This is a genomic window from Brevibacterium sp. 1718 (assembly GCF_051131255.1).
Taxonomy (GTDB): Bacteria; Actinomycetota; Actinomycetes; order Actinomycetales; family Brevibacteriaceae; genus Brevibacterium; species Brevibacterium sediminis.
Window position 1 is genome coordinate 3,832,470 of the sequence record NZ_CP186550.1, and the last position, 16,931, is coordinate 3,849,400.

Sequence of the window (16,931 nt, forward strand, 5' to 3'; positions counted from 1 at the left end):
CACCGAGCTCGCATGGTTGAGATAGACGCTCTCCGCCAGCGCACAGGCAGCGGCGATACGACCTCCTTTGAGGTCGAACCTGGCGCGCGTCGCATCGAGCCGACCGACGTCGATCGGCAGCGAAAGCGTGTCCCGGACCCAGTCCAGCCGCAGATCCTCGGGCTTCCTTGGGTCCATCAGCCTCAGTTCCATCGAAGCGAGGCGGGACAGATACTCCTGTGCTGAGGTGTCCGGATTCAGACACGCCTCGGAGACAAGCGGGTCGACGATCTCCCGGGCCTGGCGGAGCCTACCGGCTCCCCATTCGCTGCGGGCGTGCTCGAGGTCGAGTTCGGGACCGCGATAGCCGCTGGTGCGGATGATCTCTGCGGCTTCGCGGTATCTGCCCCGCGCGTTTGCCCAACCGGCGGCATCCAGAACCTGTTTGGGAGTCGGCACCCGGCCCAAGGAGATCGACCACGCGGCGTAGCCGAAGAGCGTCCTGCCGTGAAGTGCCGAAAGATCCGCTCCGGCATCGAATCGGGTGAGCAGCTCGAGGCTGCGAGAGGGACGGACCATGGCTCGGACGTTCTCAGCCGTGACGGGTTCGTGCATGCTCACCGTTCCCCCTCGACCCTTCGAAATCGAGAGCAGACCGTCCTCCGCCAAAGAGTCGATCGTCTGTGGACTGGTGAACCCGACGAGCACGTCATAGGGCACCGCTTCGATGAGAGCGACGGTTTCGATGACCTCGCGGCTGGACTGATCGACCCGGGCGATCGCGGTTTCGACCCCGCTGGTCCGGCTCCGCCCGAACAGCAGCCTCTCGAGCAGCCGCGGATTGCCGTGGGCGAGTGCAGTCAGCTCCGAGACCGATCTCGTCTCGGTCTCCGAGAGTCCGATGCTGTTGATCATCGCAGCCGCATCCGCCTCGTCGATACCGTCCAGATCGATCCTGACAATGCTTCCCGACAGCCACAGCCCGGCGATGAGATCGACCGGCGAACGCGCCGATTCGGCGGCGATGACGAGTTTGATCCTGCGTGCATCCGTCAGCTGAGCCAACACTGCGAGGGAATGATCGTCGACGAGATCGGCATTATCGACGACGACCAGAGAGCGACCGCCTTCGGCTCTGCGCTCGAACAGATCACCGATCACCGACAGCGCACGCCCGGGCGGAAGGTCAGTGTCGATGCCCTCCCACGACAGCAGGATTTCGAAGATTCCGAGGTTCCGGACCCGCGCGTTCTCCGAGCCGCGCAGGCGGGTGACCGCAAGATCGGGGTCGAGACGAGAGAGCGCAGCATTCACCAGCGCGGTCTTCCCGATGCCCGCCGCGCCGATGATGAGAGCGCCCAGATGCCCCTGCCCGGAGATCGCGCCGACGACCGTCGAGAGCTCGGACTCATAGCCGAAGAGCCGACGCGACGGTGCGACCGGGGGGATATGCGTGGTCCTGCCTGACACGTCACTCAGCTTTCCGTACCCCTGGGGATCTTCTACAGCGGGGAATGCGGAGCCCAGCGGCGCGGGGTTCAATCCGGAGAAGCTCACGTCTCGGAATCACCATTGGAATTCCTGGATCAGTATTACCACTTGGGATAGGTGTAGTAATACATCTCTGAAATAAAGTTAGGCGATTGTGACATCAACATCCGATCCCACCGGAGGGCCGCCTCGGCGAGGGTCTTCGTCGTCTCCCACTTGTGAGCCCGAACACCGAACCGTACCATTGGAGGAAAGTTACTGAACGATCTATAAGGAGTTCGCATGGACACCCTACTGAATGCAGAAGAGCGCGAGTTCGCGCAGCAGATGCGTCAGTTCTACCGCACGGAGATCCCCGAGGAACTCCGCTTCAAGGTCGCCACCGGCCAGGAGCTGAGCAAGGAAGACATGGTCACCTCGCAGCGGATCCTCAACCAGCACGGCTACGCCGTGCCGAACTGGCCGGTCGAATGGGGCGGCCAAGACTGGACCCCCGTGCAGCGTCACATCTGGCTCGAAGAGATGCAGCTGGCCTGCGTTCCGCAGCCGCTGCCGTTCAACGTGTCCATGGTCGGACCCGTCATCGCCACCTTCGGCTCGCAGGAGATCAAGGAACGTTTCCTGCCCGCCACCGCGAACATCGACATCTGGTGGTCGCAGGGATTCTCCGAACCCAACGCCGGCTCGGACCTCGCCTCGCTCAAGACCACCGCGGTGCGCCAGGGCGACAAGTACATCGTCAACGGCCAGAAGACCTGGACGACCCTGGGCCAGTACGGCGACTGGATCTTCAACCTCGTGCGCACCGACCCTGACGTGAAGAAGCAGGCAGGCATCTCCTTCCTGCTCATCGACATGAAGACCCCCGGCGTCACCGTCCGTCCGATCCAGCTCATCGACGGCGGACACGAGGTCAACGAAGTCTTCTTCGACAATGTCGAGGTCCCCGTCGAAAACCTCGTCGGCGAAGAGAACAAGGGCTGGACCTACGCGAAGTTCCTGCTCGGCAACGAGCGCACCGGAATCGCCCGCATCGGCGGTTCGAAGGTCAACCTCGCCCGTGCCAAGGCCTACGCCGCGGTGACGAAGACCGCTCGCGGCACTCTGTTGGATGACCCCCTGTTCTCCGCTCGTCTGACGAAGATCGAAGCCGAACTCACCGCGCTCGAGATGACCCAGCTGCGGATCCTCTCGACCCAGGCCGCCGGGTCCGACAAGCCGGATCCACGCTCCTCGGTGCTCAAGCTCAAGGGCTCCCAGCTGCAGGAGGACATCTCCGAACTCCTCGTCGACGTACTCGGTCCGCAGGGTCTCGACTTCGTCTCCGACCGCGTGCAGGGCCAGGGTCTGTCCGACCTGCCCAACGGCGCTGTCGATGCTCTGCCCGGCTACTTCAACACCCGCAAGGTCACCATCTACGGCGGTTCGTCCGAGGTGCAGCGCGGAATCATCTCGAAGGCACTGCTCGGTCTCTGAGATACCGACGCTCACTCGATCTCCCAAGAAGGACAACAATGGATCTTGAACTCAACGACATTCAGCAAGAACTCGCCAGCACACTGAACAAGTACCTGCGCAGCGAGTACGACATCGCCAAGCGCGAAGAGATCCTTCGCAGCGACGAGGGCATCTCCCGCGAGAAGTGGCAGGCCTTCGCCGAGATGGGTCTGCTCGGACTTGCGATTCCCGAGTCCTACGGCGGCGCGGACATGACCTTCAACGAGGTGGCCGTGGTCGCCGAGGCGTTCGGTCGCTCACTCGTCCTCGAACCGTTTCTGGCTACCGCAGTCCTCGGTGCCAATGCCGTTCTACTCGGCGGCAGCGAGGAGCAGAAACAGGCCATCCTGCCCGGTGTGGCAGAGGGCCAGACCTTCCTCTCTCTCGCAGCACTCGAGCCCGGACTGCGCTACGCGATCGACGCTCCGCAGACTCAGGTCTCCGGTGCAGACGGCAGCTTCACCCTCACCGGTGAGAAGAACAACGTGCTCGGCGGGGACGTGGCCGACCACTTCGTCGTCACCGCCACGCAGAACGGCGAACTGGGCCTCTACCTCGTCGCCGCCGATGCCGAGGGTCTGAGCCGTGTGGCTCAGCGCCAGGCCGATGGTCTGGGCAGCGCGAACCTCAAGCTCGAGGGTGTCGCCGCCCAGCGCCTCGACGCCGCCGATGCCAACGCCGTGCTGTCCGAAGTCCTCGACCTGGGCAACGCCGCAATCATGGCTGAGGCCGTCGGTGCGCTCGAAGCCTCGCTGACGATGACTGCCGAGTACCTGAAGACCCGCGAGCAGTTCGGTGCACCGATCGGTGCGAACCAGGCTCTGCAGCACCGCGCCGCCGACCTCTACGCCGAACTCGAGTACGCGCGCAGCATGGCTCTGTACTCTCGCCTGGCCGTGACCTCCGAGGTCCCCGGGGCTGAGAAGGACCGTCACCGCGACGTCATCGCCGCGAAGATCATCGTCGACCGGGCTGCTCGCAACATCAGCCAGGAGTCGATCCAGATGCACGGCGGCATCGGCATGACCATGGAGTACCCTATCGGTCACTACGCCAAGCGCCTGACGGTCATGACCCGCACGTTCGACGACTCGGATTCGCTGACCGCAGAGCTCGCCGAACTCGGCGGACTCATCGAACCCCACGCCGCCGACCTCAGCTGAGGCACCGGCACTTCAGCGCCGCACGTTCGACCCCGAGCGTGCGGCGCTGCGTCGTCGGGGCCTATCAACGCCCACCGAGGCGGCCGGATCCCGGCAGCACGGAAGCGCCGAGGCGACACGACGTTGGTCGTGCCGCCTCGGCGCTTCTTCGTCTCTGTATGCCGGTCGGCAACCTCCGTGGCGGCGACTCGGTCCACCGCACTCCAACAGAGTTGGATTGTTGGGGCGATCCACGGTGATCTCGCGGGGTGTCAAGCTGTTTGGAGTCACTCACGCTGCTTCAGCAGTGATTTCTTGGACTTCAACTAGTACTGGTTCGTAATTGATACCGACCACACCGGCCGGCTTCGGCACCTGCGGTGGCGCATGGAAACGCTCGGGATGCCTGGCGTAATACTCATTATTCGCCTTCACCCGGGCGTTCCACGCTTCTTCCCACGACCCGTCATGGACCTGATTCGGGGTGAACAACGCGATCCCTGAATGCCGGTGCTCCGTGTTGTACCAGACGACATAGGCATCGATGTGGGCTCTAGCCGCCTCGAGTGATTCAAACGTCTTCGGATAGTCCGGGCGATACTTCATCGTCCGAAACTCCGATTCCGAATACGGGTTGTCATTAGACACATACGGTCGGTTATGCGATAACTCCACCCCGTATGCCTCGAGTGCGTTCTTCAACGCATTCGACTTCATCGCCGCTCCCGAATCGGCATGCACAAACTCAGGCACACCGTGCTCGGCGATCGCGGCCTCAAACATCTCAACAGCCAAACCATCGACTTCGCGGGACTCGACCCGGTAACCGACGATCTTGCGGGAGAAGATATCGATGATCGAGTATGCCTTGTACGTCACCCGACTCCAGATCGACTTCACATCCGTGATGTCCCAACTCCACACCTGCCCCGGCCGGGTAGCCACCAGCACAGGTGCTACTCGGGGCGTCCTCGTCTCACCCCGGGACGGGACCCGGGGCCTCTGCGACTGATCCACGATCGCCTCAGCAACACGCCACCATGTGCGCCTGGATGCCAACATCACACCCTCGTCCCACGCTGAAGCAAACGACGCATCCACTGACCGACCCTGCAGCCAACCGGCCTGGATCCGGTCCGCAATGCTCTGCCGGTCGGCAGCACCGATCCTCATCGAGTACTCCCGCTGCTTCTGCTCTATCGGGTCAGACAGTCGGGGACGAGGATTGACCCGGTAGTGCCACACCGATCGGGCCAGGCCCACCAGCGCCAATGCCTTCCGCTGTGAGGACAGAACGTCAGTCAGATCGATGACCAGGGAGTTCTCGATGGTCAGGAATTGCCCGGCTTCGGCGTCGTCGGGGTTACGTCGGGCTCTTGTGCGTTCCGATCGTGCAAGAGCCCGATAGCTTTTCCCAAGGCTTCGTTCGCTGCCTCGAGTTGAGCATTGCGTTCTTCGAGTTCGGCGATACGTTTGGCTTGGTTTTCTTCGATTGATGATTGCATCAGTTGCCTCGGGTTGTAGGGAACTTTGCCTGCCCGTGACCGTGGGATCAGGCCACGGTCGAGGTCACCGTTGAATGTCGCTAGTCGCCATTTCCTGAATTGATGGCGGCTGAACTCTTGCTCCGCTAACCACAGGGACTTATACCCGTGTGGGATCTTCTCGTGTTGGTAGACGAAGTTTCGGATCTCTTCGACAGTGTATCCAGGGGTGATGGCCATGGTGCTCCGGTTCCTCTCTTATCCGGAGTGGCTCACAACCAGCCTGACACAGAGGGTCTGAGCGCGAATAACACCGTGGATCGACCCAACAATGCCGACAACCGCACCTGCGCAAGGAGGACAGGGCCTCCTCGGCGAGACCACGGCCTTGTGGACGAGGAGGACGGGATTTCCTCAGGGAGACCAAGTCCTCCGCTGCGAGGCCTGCGCTGCCGGCAGCGAACTCAGCTCACGGGCTGGTCGTACACGTGCCGGCGGATCCACGAATGCATGGTGATCGCGGCGGCTGCTGCGGCGTTCATCGACCGTGTCGAACCGTACTGCGCGATCGAGAGCACGTCGCGGCTCGCCTGGTGCGCTTCCTCGCTCAGTCCCGGTCCTTCCTGACCGAACAGCAGCAGGCAGCGCTTGGGCAGGTCGTAGGTCTCCAGCGGCACGGAATCCGGGAAGTTGTCGATGCCCAGCAGGGGCACGTCGTTCTCGGCGCACCAGCTGAGCAGGTCGTCCACGCTCGGATGGTGGATGACGTGCTGGTACTTGTCGGTGACCATCGCTCCACGCCGGTTCCAGCGGCGTTTGCCGACGATGTGCACGGCTGCGGCGTTGAAGGCGTTGGCGGTGCGCACGACCGAACCGATGTTGAGGTCGTGCTGCCAGTTCTCGACTCCGACGTGGAAATCGTGCCGCGAGGCATCGAGGTCGGCCACGATCGCATCGTGCTTCCAGTACCGATACTGATCGACCACATTGCGCCGATCACCCTCAGCCAGCAGCTCCGGATCGAAGTGCTCACCCACAGGCCAGGGGCCGATCCACGGACCGACCCCCACCTGCGGTTCAGCGCTTTCGGTCACTTGTCGTCGCGGGAATCATCCGCCGACTTCGCGTCCTTCTCGTCTTCTCCGCCGGACTTCACGTCCGACTTCTTCGTGCCGGATTCCTTCGCCGAGGCGGCCGCCGACTTCTCGTCGTCCGCCGCCTTCGCGTCCTTGTCCGAGTCCTCGTCGTCCGTGTCGTCCGAATCGGCATCCTCCGCGTCGTCAGCGCTCGAGTCCGACTTTGCGGCGCCCTTCGCCGAGGTGGCGGCACCGACCTTCTGCGCGCGCTTGCTCATCTTCACGGTCCTGCCGCCGCGACCGCCACCGGACAGCACCGAGCGCACGTACGCGCCCGAGGCCAGAGCATGGAGGATGACGGCGAGGACCAGGGCGATGCCGGCGGCGACGAGACCTTCCCACCACTCGGCCTGACCGGCGAAGGAACGACCGGCGATGCCCAGCGGCGATGTGAACGGCGTCCACGACAGCACCTTCGCGACGGTGCCCGAGGGTCCGATGATGACCGGAGCGAAGAAGCCCGCCACGGTGATGACGCCGATGATCGTGAGGAAGGTGGCGCGCGCCTTGGAGCCGACGACGGTCGACGCCCAGACGAGCAGCGCAAACACCGACCAGGCAGTGAGCAGCAGGGCCAGCGCGAACCAGCCCAGGCCCGGCAGCATGGCGAATGCCAGGGACGTCTTGCCCGACAGCGAGAGTCCGAGCTCGGTGATGACGGCGGCCGCAACGAGGTGGACGACGACGAGGGTCAGCATGCCCGTCACTCGCCCCGAGGCCGAGGCGCGCGGCGGAATCGTGGCTGCGATGATCTCGGTGATCCGGTTTCGCTTCTCCAGGCGCAGGTTCTGGTACAGCGCAGTGCCCAGTGTGGCGACGACGAGCAGCGACAGCGCGACCATGCCCCACAGCAGCGGGGTGGCCACGGCACCGTCGACGGCCGGGGTCTCGAGCAGCGTCGCCTCGGTCTTCGGCGCGAGCTTCTCGAGCAGAGCATCGGGCTGCTTGTCGAGGGCGATGATCGTCGGCTGTCCCTGACCGCTCGGGTCCTGGATGAATGCGGCGTCGACCTTGCCCTCACGTACGAGCTTTTCGGCGGCGGGGGCGTCCTTGGCGTCGGTGATCTTCACACCCAGCTGCTGCTCGTACATCGCCGCCTGCTCGCCGACTCCGACCATCGCCATGGTCGGGGTGCCCGAGTCCTTCTGCACGTCAGCGACGATTCCGGAAATGATGGCGGCCAACACGCCGAGGATGATCACGGCGGCCGTGACCAGGAAGTAGGGGCTGCGCATGGCCGTGGTGGACTCACGGTTCGACACGAGCCACGCGGCCTGGCGGTTGCCGACGTCGACGAATTCCGAGACCAGTCCGGTCTCCGGCAGTTCGTCGGGGTCGGGGGTGTCCTCGGCCAGTTCGAAGGGAACGTCGTCGAGGCCGGCGGTGGCGCCGGACTCGTCCGCTTCCTTCGCGTCGGAGGCCTTCGCGGCTGGATCCTTCGCCTCGGTGCCCTTCTTCGCCGAGGCGGCCGATCCCGTGGTCGCACCGGCGGCGGTCGCCTCGTCGTCCGAGTCGACCTCCTCGGCGGTGGTCGCGTCTTCGATCACATCGTCATCGACAGGCACACCGAGGTCGTCGATGCCTTCGCCGGCCGTGCCCTTGGACACGAGCGGTTCCGGGGACTCGTCATTCGCACCATTGTCTTTGCGCGCCATTACAGAGCCTCCTTGTACTGCTCGGCCAGTGTCGGGCGGACACTTTCGAAGTTCTTCACATTCTTCAGCTCAGCCACGGCAGCGGCGGCTGACTTCGCATCATTCGCGCGGAAGCTCACGCCCTCGCGTCCGACGGTCTTCACATCGCTGATTCCCGTTCGGGATTTCAGCGCCGAGGCGGCCGCCTCGGTGTCCGTCGTCTCGACGCGATAGTGCTGGTCACCGAGCAGCTTCTCGACGCTGCCCGAGGTGGTCACCTTGCCCTGGTTCAGGATGACGACGTCATCGGCGAACGTCTGTGCGGCCTCCCAGTCGTCGGTGGCCAGGATGACAGGCACTCCCGAGGATGCATGGGCCCGCAGCAGGGACGTGACCAGGCGCAGCGAGGCGGCGTCGAGGCCTGCGAAAGCATCGTCGATGACGACGACGTCCGGGTCCGCGGCCAGGGTCGCGGCGATGTCGACGCGGGCGATCTCGGCGCCGGAGAGGTTCTTCAGCGGTGCGTAGCCGCGGTCGGCGAGCTCGAGATGGCCGAGCAGGGTCAGCGCATTCCGTTCGGCCGCACCCAGGGTGATCCCGTGCAGGCGGGCGAGGTAGACGATCTGGTCGAGCACGCGCATGTTCGGGTATCCGCCGCGCTCGGCGGGCAGATAGCCGAAGTTCTGCCGGTCGCCGAAGTCGAGTTCGAAGTCCTCGAGTTCGATGGTGCCCTCATCAGCGGCGATGAGGCCCATGATGATGCGCACCAATTCGGTGCGGCCCGCCGAGCGGGTTCCCACGATTGCGGTGATCCGGCCCGCCTCGGCGGTGAAACTCACCTCGTCCAGATATGTCCGCTTCCCTTTGCGCAGGGAAACCTCTTTCAGTGTGAGCACGCGTCATCCTTTACATCGAACAGTTCTTGGGGAGTGTCTCATCTATCGTGTTGAAATAAGAGACTTGTTTCAAACCACGTCCTCGATTTCGACAGAATTGCCAGTCGAGTCCCAGGTCGTGATCGGTGAGCCGAGTTCGCCGAGGCGGCACCTCGCAGGCCCACCTCGCCGAGGCGGGACTCAGTCGAGTCCGAGATCCGCGGTCGTCAGCGCGGTCAGGTACGGAATTCCCGTGGCTTCGACCCGTTCCTTGGCGCCGGTGTCGCGGTCCATGACCACGGCCACGGCGACCACCTCGGCGCCGGCTTCCTTGAGCGCTTCGACGGCGGTGAGCACGGAACCGCCCGTGGTCGACGTATCCTCGACGGCGACGACGCGCTTGCCGGCGACGTCGGGGCCTTCGACGCGACGGGACATTCCGTGCTTCTTCGCCTCTTTGCGCACGACGAAGGAATCGAGCGGGGTGCCGCGCACCACCGACCGGTGCATGACGGCGGTGCCGACCGGGTCGGCGCCCATCGTCAGGCCACCGACGGCATCGACCTTGTCGAGCAGATCATGAGCCTCGAGGAGGTCGAGGACGACATCGCCGACCAGCGGTGCCGAACGGTGATCGAGGGTGACCCGACGCAGATCGAGGTAATAGTCGGCCTCCTTGCCGGAGGAGAGGGTCACCCTGCCGCGCACCACGGCGAGTTCGTCGATGAGGTCGAGCAGTTGTCGGCGAGTGTCAGCGCTGTCGGTCATGAACTCCAGTCTACTGGGCGGTCGGACCACGGCCGTTCAGCCCCGTCTCAGTGACCGGGCGCACTCCCTTTCAGCGTCCGGAAGACCTCACGCAGGCCTCCCGCCTCAGAGCCCAGCCGCCCTTCTGCCGCGGCCTGCTGACACCGGGCGTGGGGATCCGACCGGTCCTGCTGACACCGGGCGTGAGGTTCCGGCTGGCCCTGCTGACTCCGGGCGTGAGGTTCCGGCTGGCTCTGCGTCTGTATAGATGTCATAAAGGATCAACAAGGCTTGGCACTTACCCTGCGTTTCGGTTGTACAGTGGCAACAGCACCGTGCAACCCGGCCGGTCAACTGTCTCAGAAGGGACGTGAGCAACATGGGTTTCATCGCATATCTCATCCTCGGACTCATCGCCGGAGCCATCGCTAAGGCGATCTTGCCCGGCAAACAGGGCGGCGGCTTCTTCGCCACGCTCATCCTCGGCGTCATCGGAGCCATGCTGGGCGGCTGGCTCGGCGGCATGATCTTCGGCGCCCAGATGGATAAGTTCTTCTCACTGTCGTCCTGGCTGTGCGCGATCGGCGGCTCGCTGATCGTGCTCATCATCTGGGGCCTCATCACCGGACGCTCGAAGAGCAAGGCCGACTGAGCGACTGCAGCCATCTAGAGAGCCACTGCCCGGCGGCACCCCGTTGCGGCCAAACACAGCCGCAGACGGCAGCGTCGGCAACAGCCCAGAAAAAGGTGGACAGCCCAAGTTTGAAACTGGGCTATCCACCTTTTTCTGTGCCGTTCGCGTCTTGGGTGCCGCCCGCCGCACGACCTCAGCGGCTGCGGCTGACGATGTGCACGTCGATGTCGATCTCCCCGATGGGCCCGTCGACCGCCGCCTGCAGGTCGACGGCGATGACGGCGAAGAGCTCGTCGACGATCTCGGTCACGGGCCGACTGTCATCGAGATGCGCATCGATCCGGACGCCGAGATCCTCGCCAGTGCGCCAGACCTCGACGCGCAGCGGTTCGGATCCGGTTCGGCGCATCACTCGAGCGGCCGCGTTGGCGATCATGTCGCGCAGCCCCGGGGCCAGGCCGGTGACGCCGTCGACTCCGGTGACGGATTCGGTCAGGCGGGCCGAGACCGCCGCCTCGTCGAATCCGCGTGAGGTCCCGCTTTCAAACCTCGGCTTTTCAACTCTCGCCTTCTGAACCCTCGGCTTCTCAGTCATCGGCGGCCTCCTCATCGACGAAGACGTCCTCGACGGTGACGTCGACTCGCATTGCGGGGATCCCCACCTGCGCGATCAGGGCACCGGCGACGCTGCGGCGGACATCCTCGGCGGCGGAGACGAAGGCCGTCCCCGCGCTCATCGTCACGGTCAGCGAAACTTCGACGGCGCTGCCCTCCGGCTCGCCCGCGGGGGTCAGATTCACGCTGCGGGCGCGGATCCCGGGCACGGAGTCGACGGCCTCGCGGATGATTCCGCGCACCTCTGCCGTCGCCATCCGGAAAGGGTTGCCGCGCTCGGTCGTCAGCTTCGTGGCCGGCGCCAGGACCGCGTCCTCGCGCACGATCTGCAGGATGCGTTCGCGCAGACCGACGGATTCCGCGGGGTCGGGTTCGAAGGCCCCCATGTATTCGTCGATGATGCCGCGGAGGTGAGCGTCCGTGGCGTTGACGGACTCGTCGCTCATACCCATCCTTCCATGCCCTCGGCGATGGCGGTTCGGGCGCGGTGGATGCGTCCGCGCACACTGCCTTCGCTGATTCCCAAGGTCTCGGCGACCTCGGCGTAGCTGAGACCTTCCATCTGGTGGAGCACCCACGTTACACGCTGCTCCGAGGACAGAGTCTGCAGAATCTCGGAGAAATGCTCAAGCGCCGTGCGTGCCTCGACGGACCGTTCGACCGAGGCGGCACCGTCGACGTGATGGCCAAGGTCCTCCGGATCCGATGCGTCGGAGGGCCGGGATGTGCGTCGGCGCAGCACATCGGTGCAGCGGTTCGAGGCCATCCGGTAGATCCACGTGCCGAAGGCCGCGGGTTCGGCCAGGGCGTCGAGCGACCTCCAGGCCTTGACGAGCGTATCCTGAACGACGTCCTCGGCATCCTGTCGATCCCCGAGCGCACGCCAGGCGAAACGCAGCAGCTTCCGCTCGTATTCGTCGACGAGGGCCTCGAACGAGGCGATGTCGCCCTCGCGAGCGCGCACAACCAGGGTGACGATGTCGAAACGATCATCTCCCCTTGTCATATCACCATCGTAGGCCACGGGGGCGCGGAACCGGCCGGCCTCCTCGGCGAAAATTCCGCCTCGGCGAAAAATTTCTGCGAACACCGCGTGAGGATTCTCATCAGGCTGCGTCTGTACCTGTGTAAGCATCCTTCAGACGAAGGACTTGCGAACCGCATGCACCTCCAACGAAAAGGAAGAACGATGCCGGAACCCAAGCAGTCCGATTCGAACCAGAAGGCCCAGACCACCCAGAACGATGACGTGCGCAGCCCGCTCGTCACCGAGATGGGCACCACCACCATCGCCGAGAACGTCGTCGCCAAGCTCACCGGAATCGCCGCCCGCGAGGTCCCCGGCGTCTATGGAATGGGCAATGCCGCACGCCGCGCCTTCGACACCCTCACCGACCGCATCCCCGGCTCGCAGACCAACGTCTCGGGCGGAGTGTCCGTGGAGAAGGGTGAGAAGCAGACCGCCATCGACCTCACCATCGTCGTCGAATACGGCACCTCCATCGTCGACGTCGCCGAGGCGATCCGCCGCAACGTCGTGCGCGCCGTCGAACAGGGCACCGGACTCCAGGTCGTCGAGGTCAACATCGACGTCACCGACGTCCACCTGCCCGAGGACGACGAAGAGGCTCCGGCCAAGGATTCGCCGGAACTCAACTGACCCTCATCCGCTGCACCACCTCGGCAGAAGGAATGCCATGTCGAAAACTCTCATCGGACTCCTCGTCGGCCTGACGCTGGGAATCGTCGCCTACTTCGGCGGTTTCCTCGCGTTCCTCGTCGTCGCCATCTGCGGCGGGCTCGGCCTGGTCGTCGGCCTCGTCCTCGACGGACGCCTCGACCTGTCCGCGCTGAGCTCACGCTCGACCACGCGGAGGTAGCGCCGTGGCCCCGATACTCGACGACGCTCCAGCTCGCCGAGGCGGCCTGACGATCGCGGACAAGGTCGTGGAGCGCACCGCCGGGCAGGTGCTGAAAGACCTGCCCGGCGTCGGCGGCACGAGCTCGGGTCTATTCGGAATCGGAGCGAGTTCCAGCCTGGACACGCGCCCGTCCGTGGATGTCACCCTGTCCGGGCGCAGCTGCACGCTCGCCGTCCAGCTGGGCCTGGCCTACCCCACCCCCATCGTCGAGGCGACCGAACACGTCCGCTCCACCCTGAGTCACGAAGTCGAACGCCTCACCGGTGTCACCGTTCGTCAGGTCGACATCAGCGTGCGGTGGCTCGCCCCGGAGTCCTCCGGTGCGAATCGAGGAAGGAATCGCCTGCAATGAGCACACGCCTGCTGCGCAAGCGGCCCTCCCGCATCGGTCCGGCCGTGGTCGTCGCCCTCATCCTGCTGCTCCTCGCCGTGGGACTCGGCTGGGCTGGCATCGCCGCATTCGTGAGCTTCGGATCCGTCGCAGCCGCACTGATCGAGGCGCCGGGTTCCGCCATCGCCGAGGCGGCCGGGAACCTGCATTGGAATTCCGCGGTCGTCATCGCGGTCGGCATCGTCCTGGCTCTGCTCGGACTCATCGCCTTCATCCTCGGCATCTCTCCCGGAGCGCGCCGGATCCTCGGCGTGAGCGCCGCTGGGTCAGAACACATCGGTGATTTCGAGGTCGCCCTGCCCACCTCGGCGCTGTCGCAGATCGCGGCCGCGGCCGCCGATGGGGTCGACGGCGTCAGCGGGGTCAAGGCCTCGTCGAACGCGAGGTCGACGATCGTGACGTTCTCGACGCCGATCCGCGACGTTGAGCCGATCCGCGCCGAGGTCGAAGCCGCCGTCAGGGAACGCTTCGCCTCGATCTCATTCGACCGCACCCCCACGGTGAAGGTCCAGGCCAGAAGGAGTCAGTCATGAGACGCACGGCCGCCGCCGCCAACCGCACGGGACTGATCATCCTCGGCCTCATCGCGCTGATCATCGGATTGGCAGTGCTCGCCATCGGGTTCGGTCTCACCGCCCCGGTCGACCCTGCCCTGGAGGCGGGAGCGGATCTCGGTCCGGTCGCCTCGGTGCTGGCGCTGCCCTATTCGGCGCTCATCGCCGTGGTCGTGGCCCTCATCCTGGCGATCATCGGGCTCCGCTGGCTGAGCGTGCAGGTCCCGCGCAAGGACTTCGCGAAGCCCTTCCGCATGCAGGCCGATGCCCGCACGGGTCTGACCACGGTGAATGCGGAGGTCATCGCCGAGGCGGTCGCCGCCGACCTCGAATCCACCGACGGAGTCTCCGACGCCACGGTGATTCTGCGCGGCACCGCGCGGAGTCCGGAGCTGCTCATCCACGTCGACGCCGATGAACGCGCCGACATCGATGCGATCATCGCCGAAGTCGCCGAGCGCGCCGCCGGCAATGCGGCAATGGCACTCGGTGCTCCGCTGAGCGCGGTGGCCCTGGAGATCGGCATCGCCCGCACTCGCTCGCGCCGCCAGCGCAGCGTCAGCGTCCAGTAGCCTCGCGCCGCATCCGATGGCGCCGCAGTCGGCAGAAGTCGGCAGCTTCTGCTTCAGCAGCAGGAGCCAGCAGCAGTCGGTAGAAGCCGACAGCTTCTACAGGCAGCAGGCAGCGGCGAGGTCACCATCGGATGCGGCCACCGAATCCAGGTCACTATCGGATACTTTTCGCACGCAGAAGTATCCGATAGTGACCTAGATTCGAGTTCGGATGTCCGATAGTGACCTGAAGACAGGCAGGCGGTCGCGAAACACTGCTGTGAATGACAAGAACCCCGGGGCGCGTAATCGCGACATCCCGGGGTCCTCGCAGCACTCCCCTCGAGTACCCGGACGCATCCCCATACGTCCGTTATGTCCACCCGATCCCCACCGGGCGAACACATTAATTTGACCACACTTTCGTGTCGCTTGTAAAGAATCTCACGCTCCGTCTTGAATCCTGTCGGGCTCTATAGCACAGAAGCGATCAGAATAAAACCCCTGGTCACAGGCTCAGCCCTCGGTAGTTCAATCCTCAACTCAGTTGTGCCGCCCCTGCCGAAAATTGCATATAGGTCACATCCCGCGGTGAGCACACGACCACAGTTCGATGACCGCCGGCGCATCTCGCGAATCCCGACTCAGTGATCGCGGGTGCGGGCGAAGGAGAATCCTGCCGACCCCCATCGCATGAGCGGACGCGGCACCACAGGGGCAACGAGCGCGGCAATGCGATATCCCCACCCCGGCACAGAGACGACCTTCCCCGCCCGCGCATCACGCAGCGACTCCCGCACCACCTGATCGACGCTGAGCCAGATCAGGCCGGGTCCCGGACGCTCCACGCCGAGGCGGCTGTGGAATTCCGTCCGGATGAAGCCAGGCAGAACGGCGGTGACCGTCACCGGGCCGCCCCTGAGTTCCCCGGCGAGCGCCTCGGTGAAGACCAGAGTCGAAGCTTTCGACGCGGCATACTGTCCCATCGTCGTCACCGCCGCCAGCGAGGAGACGTTGATGATTCCTCCGCGACCGCGGGACTGCATGCGCCGAGCCGCTGCCAGCGACAGCTCTCTCACCGCCCCGGCGAGCACCCGATCGAGCGCATCGAGCTCAGCAGCATCGGTATCCAGCAGTGTCCCGCGCAGCCCGAAGCCGGCATTGTTGATGAGCACATCGATCGGCTGCGTCGCGATGATCTCGTTGACCGCGTCGATACCGTCACGGGTCGACAGATCGGCCACGGCCGCCTCGGCGTGGGTACTCTGCGTGGTTCGCACCTGCTCGGCCAGCTGATTCAGCCGGTCCGCGTCCCTGGCGACCAGGACGAGGTCGTAGCCCTCGGCGGCCAGGGTGCGGGCATAGCCGCGCCCCAGCCCGGAGCTCGCCCCGGTGATGAGGGCACGCGGCCGCGGATTCATACCGCGCCTTGACCTCGACGAACGGTCAGGGACTGAACTGCTGTGCCGATGGGTCCGTCGACGTCGCTGAGCACGCTCGTCGTCTGCCCCAGTCCGGTCGGCCCGAAGGCCACCTTGGTGTCGAAGCCGACCCAGCCGGCTTCGGGCACGCGAGTGAGGTGGATAGAGAGGTCGACGTTCGGGAAGAACGTCGTCTTCGGATCCTCACGGACGGCCAGACCGTTGGCGGTGTCGACGAACTTCACGAAGGCCGCGGCCGGCGGGTCGATCTCACCGTCGACGAGAGGATAGGGACTGCGCACCCAGGACCGTGCGTAGCCGGGGTGGGCGTCCGCTCCCTGGCGCCCCTCGAGGGACGCGATGTAACCGCCGCCCCAACGGTTGGTGAAAGGAATCTCGGGCACTTCGGACACGGGCGGCATCGCGGACCATTCGTCGCCTGCGACCGCCTCGGTGTCGGAGGCCTGCAGTCTCCACACCCGAGCGGTCACGCTGGTGCGCTCACCGTGGCGCATATGCGCTTCGACGAGTTCGATGGTGCGGCCGGGGCGGACGACGTCGACATCGATGGTGAACTCGCCGGAGTGGATGACGCCGAGGACGTCGAAGGTCACCCGGGAGATGAGCTTGTCGCTGGGCAGTCGACGTTCGATCTCGGCAAGCACCATCCCCGAGGCAGGCGCGAGGTGCTGCTCGCCGGGCTGCCAAGCGCCCTGGCTGTGCAGAGTCGAGACGAGGCGGTCCTCGGACAGCCGCACATAGTAGGAGTCCGGGTAGGCGGCACCGTCATGGCCGAGGTGTTCATTGGGAGCTTCAGGCATGGTCCCAATCCTATCGACCCGTCTACATCGCGCTTTC

19 protein-coding genes are annotated in these 16,931 nt (G+C 65.0%); 8 read left to right on the forward strand and 11 right to left on the reverse strand.

Going from position 1 to position 16,931, the window contains the following annotated elements:
- The first annotated feature begins 1,752 nt into the window (after positions 1-1,752).
- Complete coding sequence (locus ACOZ9V_RS17210) at positions 1,753-2,946, forward strand: acyl-CoA dehydrogenase family protein (RefSeq protein ID WP_139909269.1); 1,194 nt, start codon at positions 1,753-1,755, stop codon at positions 2,944-2,946.
- 38 nt (positions 2,947-2,984) lie between these two features.
- Positions 2,985-4,130 carry an acyl-CoA dehydrogenase family protein gene (locus tag ACOZ9V_RS17215; protein WP_434592062.1) on the forward strand — a complete coding sequence of 382 codons (1,146 nt, stop codon included), beginning with the start codon at positions 2,985-2,987 and terminating at the stop codon, positions 4,128-4,130.
- A gap of 270 nt (positions 4,131-4,400) precedes the next feature.
- On the opposite strand, the gene ACOZ9V_RS17220 is transcribed toward ACOZ9V_RS17215, so the two are convergent.
- The 6 genes from ACOZ9V_RS17220 to pyrE form a co-directional block, all read right to left on the reverse strand.
- Positions 4,401-5,282: a transposase gene (locus ACOZ9V_RS17220; protein ID WP_434592065.1), complete on the reverse strand. Its 882-nt coding sequence runs from the start codon at positions 5,280-5,282 to the stop codon at positions 4,401-4,403.
- Positions 5,283-5,440: 158 nt separating this feature from the next.
- Entirely contained in the window at positions 5,441-5,833 is a 393-nt protein-coding gene (locus ACOZ9V_RS17225) for a hypothetical protein (RefSeq protein WP_181272604.1), read from the reverse strand.
- Positions 5,834-6,057: 224 nt separating this feature from the next.
- A complete protein-coding gene (locus ACOZ9V_RS17230) occupies positions 6,058-6,687 on the reverse strand; it encodes a TrmH family RNA methyltransferase (protein ID WP_172171925.1) in 630 nt (209 codons plus the stop codon).
- Positions 6,684-8,384: an ABC transporter permease gene (locus ACOZ9V_RS17235; protein ID WP_434592069.1), complete on the reverse strand. Its 1,701-nt coding sequence runs from the start codon at positions 8,382-8,384 to the stop codon at positions 6,684-6,686. The genes ACOZ9V_RS17230 and ACOZ9V_RS17235 overlap by 4 nt, the downstream gene beginning before the upstream one ends.
- Positions 8,384-9,259: an ABC transporter ATP-binding protein gene (locus tag ACOZ9V_RS17240; RefSeq protein ID WP_434592072.1), complete on the reverse strand. Its 876-nt coding sequence runs from the start codon at positions 9,257-9,259 to the stop codon at positions 8,384-8,386. Before ACOZ9V_RS17240 ends, ACOZ9V_RS17235 begins: the two co-directional genes overlap by 1 nt.
- A 180-nt stretch (positions 9,260-9,439) precedes the next feature.
- Entirely contained in the window at positions 9,440-10,006 is a 567-nt protein-coding gene (gene pyrE, locus ACOZ9V_RS17245; protein ID WP_062862586.1) for an orotate phosphoribosyltransferase, read from the reverse strand.
- Between the two features lie 358 nt (positions 10,007-10,364).
- Here pyrE and ACOZ9V_RS17250 point away from each other — a divergent pair, with 358 nt between their 5' ends.
- Positions 10,365-10,637 carry a GlsB/YeaQ/YmgE family stress response membrane protein gene (locus ACOZ9V_RS17250; protein ID WP_101547170.1) on the forward strand — a complete coding sequence of 91 codons (273 nt, stop codon included), beginning with the start codon at positions 10,365-10,367 and terminating at the stop codon, positions 10,635-10,637.
- Positions 10,638-10,812: 175 nt separating this feature from the next.
- Here the strand turns inward: ACOZ9V_RS17250 and ACOZ9V_RS17255 are convergent, their stop codons facing one another.
- Genes ACOZ9V_RS17255 through ACOZ9V_RS17265 form a run of 3 tightly spaced genes read right to left on the reverse strand, consistent with a single transcriptional unit; the run spans position 10,813 to position 12,324 of the window.
- A complete protein-coding gene (locus tag ACOZ9V_RS17255) occupies positions 10,813-11,214 on the reverse strand; it encodes a hypothetical protein (protein WP_139469059.1) in 402 nt (133 codons plus the stop codon).
- Positions 11,207-11,680 carry a hypothetical protein gene (locus ACOZ9V_RS17260; protein ID WP_229664067.1) on the reverse strand — a complete coding sequence of 158 codons (474 nt, stop codon included), beginning with the start codon at positions 11,678-11,680 and terminating at the stop codon, positions 11,207-11,209. Before ACOZ9V_RS17260 ends, ACOZ9V_RS17255 begins: the two co-directional genes overlap by 8 nt.
- The gene (locus tag ACOZ9V_RS17265; protein ID WP_434592077.1) at positions 11,677-12,324 is read right to left on the reverse strand and encodes an RNA polymerase sigma factor; all 648 of its coding nucleotides are present in this window, start codon (positions 12,322-12,324) and stop codon (positions 11,677-11,679) included. The genes ACOZ9V_RS17260 and ACOZ9V_RS17265 overlap by 4 nt, the downstream gene beginning before the upstream one ends.
- Before the next feature lie 99 nt (positions 12,325-12,423).
- Between ACOZ9V_RS17265 and ACOZ9V_RS17270 the strand changes: the two genes are divergently transcribed.
- From ACOZ9V_RS17270 to ACOZ9V_RS17290, 5 genes are read left to right on the forward strand one after another with little or no spacing between them, the layout of a single operon-like run.
- Positions 12,424-12,894, forward strand: coding sequence for an Asp23/Gls24 family envelope stress response protein (locus ACOZ9V_RS17270; RefSeq protein WP_139469056.1), 471 nt, complete (start codon positions 12,424-12,426; stop codon positions 12,892-12,894).
- A 37-nt stretch (positions 12,895-12,931) separates the two neighbouring features.
- Complete coding sequence (locus ACOZ9V_RS17275) at positions 12,932-13,114, forward strand: hypothetical protein (protein ID WP_062862592.1); 183 nt, start codon at positions 12,932-12,934, stop codon at positions 13,112-13,114.
- Between the two features lie 4 nt (positions 13,115-13,118).
- Positions 13,119-13,508 (forward strand): Asp23/Gls24 family envelope stress response protein, encoded by a 390-nt coding sequence (locus ACOZ9V_RS17280; RefSeq protein WP_229664069.1) that lies wholly within the window; start codon positions 13,119-13,121, stop codon positions 13,506-13,508.
- Entirely contained in the window at positions 13,505-14,080 is a 576-nt protein-coding gene (locus ACOZ9V_RS17285; protein ID WP_434592082.1) for a DUF6286 domain-containing protein, read from the forward strand. Before ACOZ9V_RS17280 ends, ACOZ9V_RS17285 begins: the two co-directional genes overlap by 4 nt.
- Positions 14,077-14,673 carry an alkaline shock response membrane anchor protein AmaP gene (locus ACOZ9V_RS17290; protein WP_139469054.1) on the forward strand — a complete coding sequence of 199 codons (597 nt, stop codon included), beginning with the start codon at positions 14,077-14,079 and terminating at the stop codon, positions 14,671-14,673. Before ACOZ9V_RS17285 ends, ACOZ9V_RS17290 begins: the two co-directional genes overlap by 4 nt.
- A 623-nt stretch (positions 14,674-15,296) precedes the next feature.
- Here the strand turns inward: ACOZ9V_RS17290 and ACOZ9V_RS17295 are convergent.
- Positions 15,297-16,073, reverse strand: coding sequence for an SDR family NAD(P)-dependent oxidoreductase (locus tag ACOZ9V_RS17295; protein WP_139469053.1), 777 nt, complete (start codon positions 16,071-16,073; stop codon positions 15,297-15,299).
- A complete protein-coding gene (locus tag ACOZ9V_RS17300) occupies positions 16,070-16,894 on the reverse strand; it encodes a thioesterase family protein (RefSeq protein ID WP_434592086.1) in 825 nt (274 codons plus the stop codon). The genes ACOZ9V_RS17295 and ACOZ9V_RS17300 overlap by 4 nt, the downstream gene beginning before the upstream one ends.
- Between the last annotated feature and the right edge of the window lie 37 nt (positions 16,895-16,931).

Coding starts and splice junctions, on each gene's coding strand:
- ACOZ9V_RS17210 (WP_139909269.1), top strand. CDS start 1,753: ATGGACACCCTACTGAATGCAGAAGAGCGCGAGTTCGCGCAGCAGATG.
- ACOZ9V_RS17215 (WP_434592062.1), top strand. CDS start 2,985: ATGGATCTTGAACTCAACGACATTCAGCAAGAACTCGCCAGCACACTG.
- ACOZ9V_RS17220 (WP_434592065.1), bottom strand. CDS start 5,282: ATGAGGATCGGTGCTGCCGACCGGCAGAGCATTGCGGACCGGATCCAG.
- ACOZ9V_RS17225 (WP_181272604.1), bottom strand. CDS start 5,833: ATGGCCATCACCCCTGGATACACTGTCGAAGAGATCCGAAACTTCGTC.
- ACOZ9V_RS17235 (WP_434592069.1), bottom strand. CDS start 8,384: ATGGCGCGCAAAGACAATGGTGCGAATGACGAGTCCCCGGAACCGCTC.
- pyrE (WP_062862586.1), bottom strand. CDS start 10,006: ATGACCGACAGCGCTGACACTCGCCGACAACTGCTCGACCTCATCGAC.
- ACOZ9V_RS17250 (WP_101547170.1), top strand. CDS start 10,365: ATGGGTTTCATCGCATATCTCATCCTCGGACTCATCGCCGGAGCCATC.
- ACOZ9V_RS17255 (WP_139469059.1), bottom strand. CDS start 11,214: ATGACTGAGAAGCCGAGGGTTCAGAAGGCGAGAGTTGAAAAGCCGAGG.
- ACOZ9V_RS17260 (WP_229664067.1), bottom strand. CDS start 11,680: ATGAGCGACGAGTCCGTCAACGCCACGGACGCTCACCTCCGCGGCATC.
- ACOZ9V_RS17270 (WP_139469056.1), top strand. CDS start 12,424: ATGCCGGAACCCAAGCAGTCCGATTCGAACCAGAAGGCCCAGACCACC.
- ACOZ9V_RS17275 (WP_062862592.1), top strand. CDS start 12,932: ATGTCGAAAACTCTCATCGGACTCCTCGTCGGCCTGACGCTGGGAATC.
- ACOZ9V_RS17285 (WP_434592082.1), top strand. CDS start 13,505: ATGAGCACACGCCTGCTGCGCAAGCGGCCCTCCCGCATCGGTCCGGCC.
- ACOZ9V_RS17290 (WP_139469054.1), top strand. CDS start 14,077: ATGAGACGCACGGCCGCCGCCGCCAACCGCACGGGACTGATCATCCTC.
- ACOZ9V_RS17295 (WP_139469053.1), bottom strand. CDS start 16,073: ATGAATCCGCGGCCGCGTGCCCTCATCACCGGGGCGAGCTCCGGGCTG.
- ACOZ9V_RS17300 (WP_434592086.1), bottom strand. CDS start 16,894: ATGCCTGAAGCTCCCAATGAACACCTCGGCCATGACGGTGCCGCCTAC.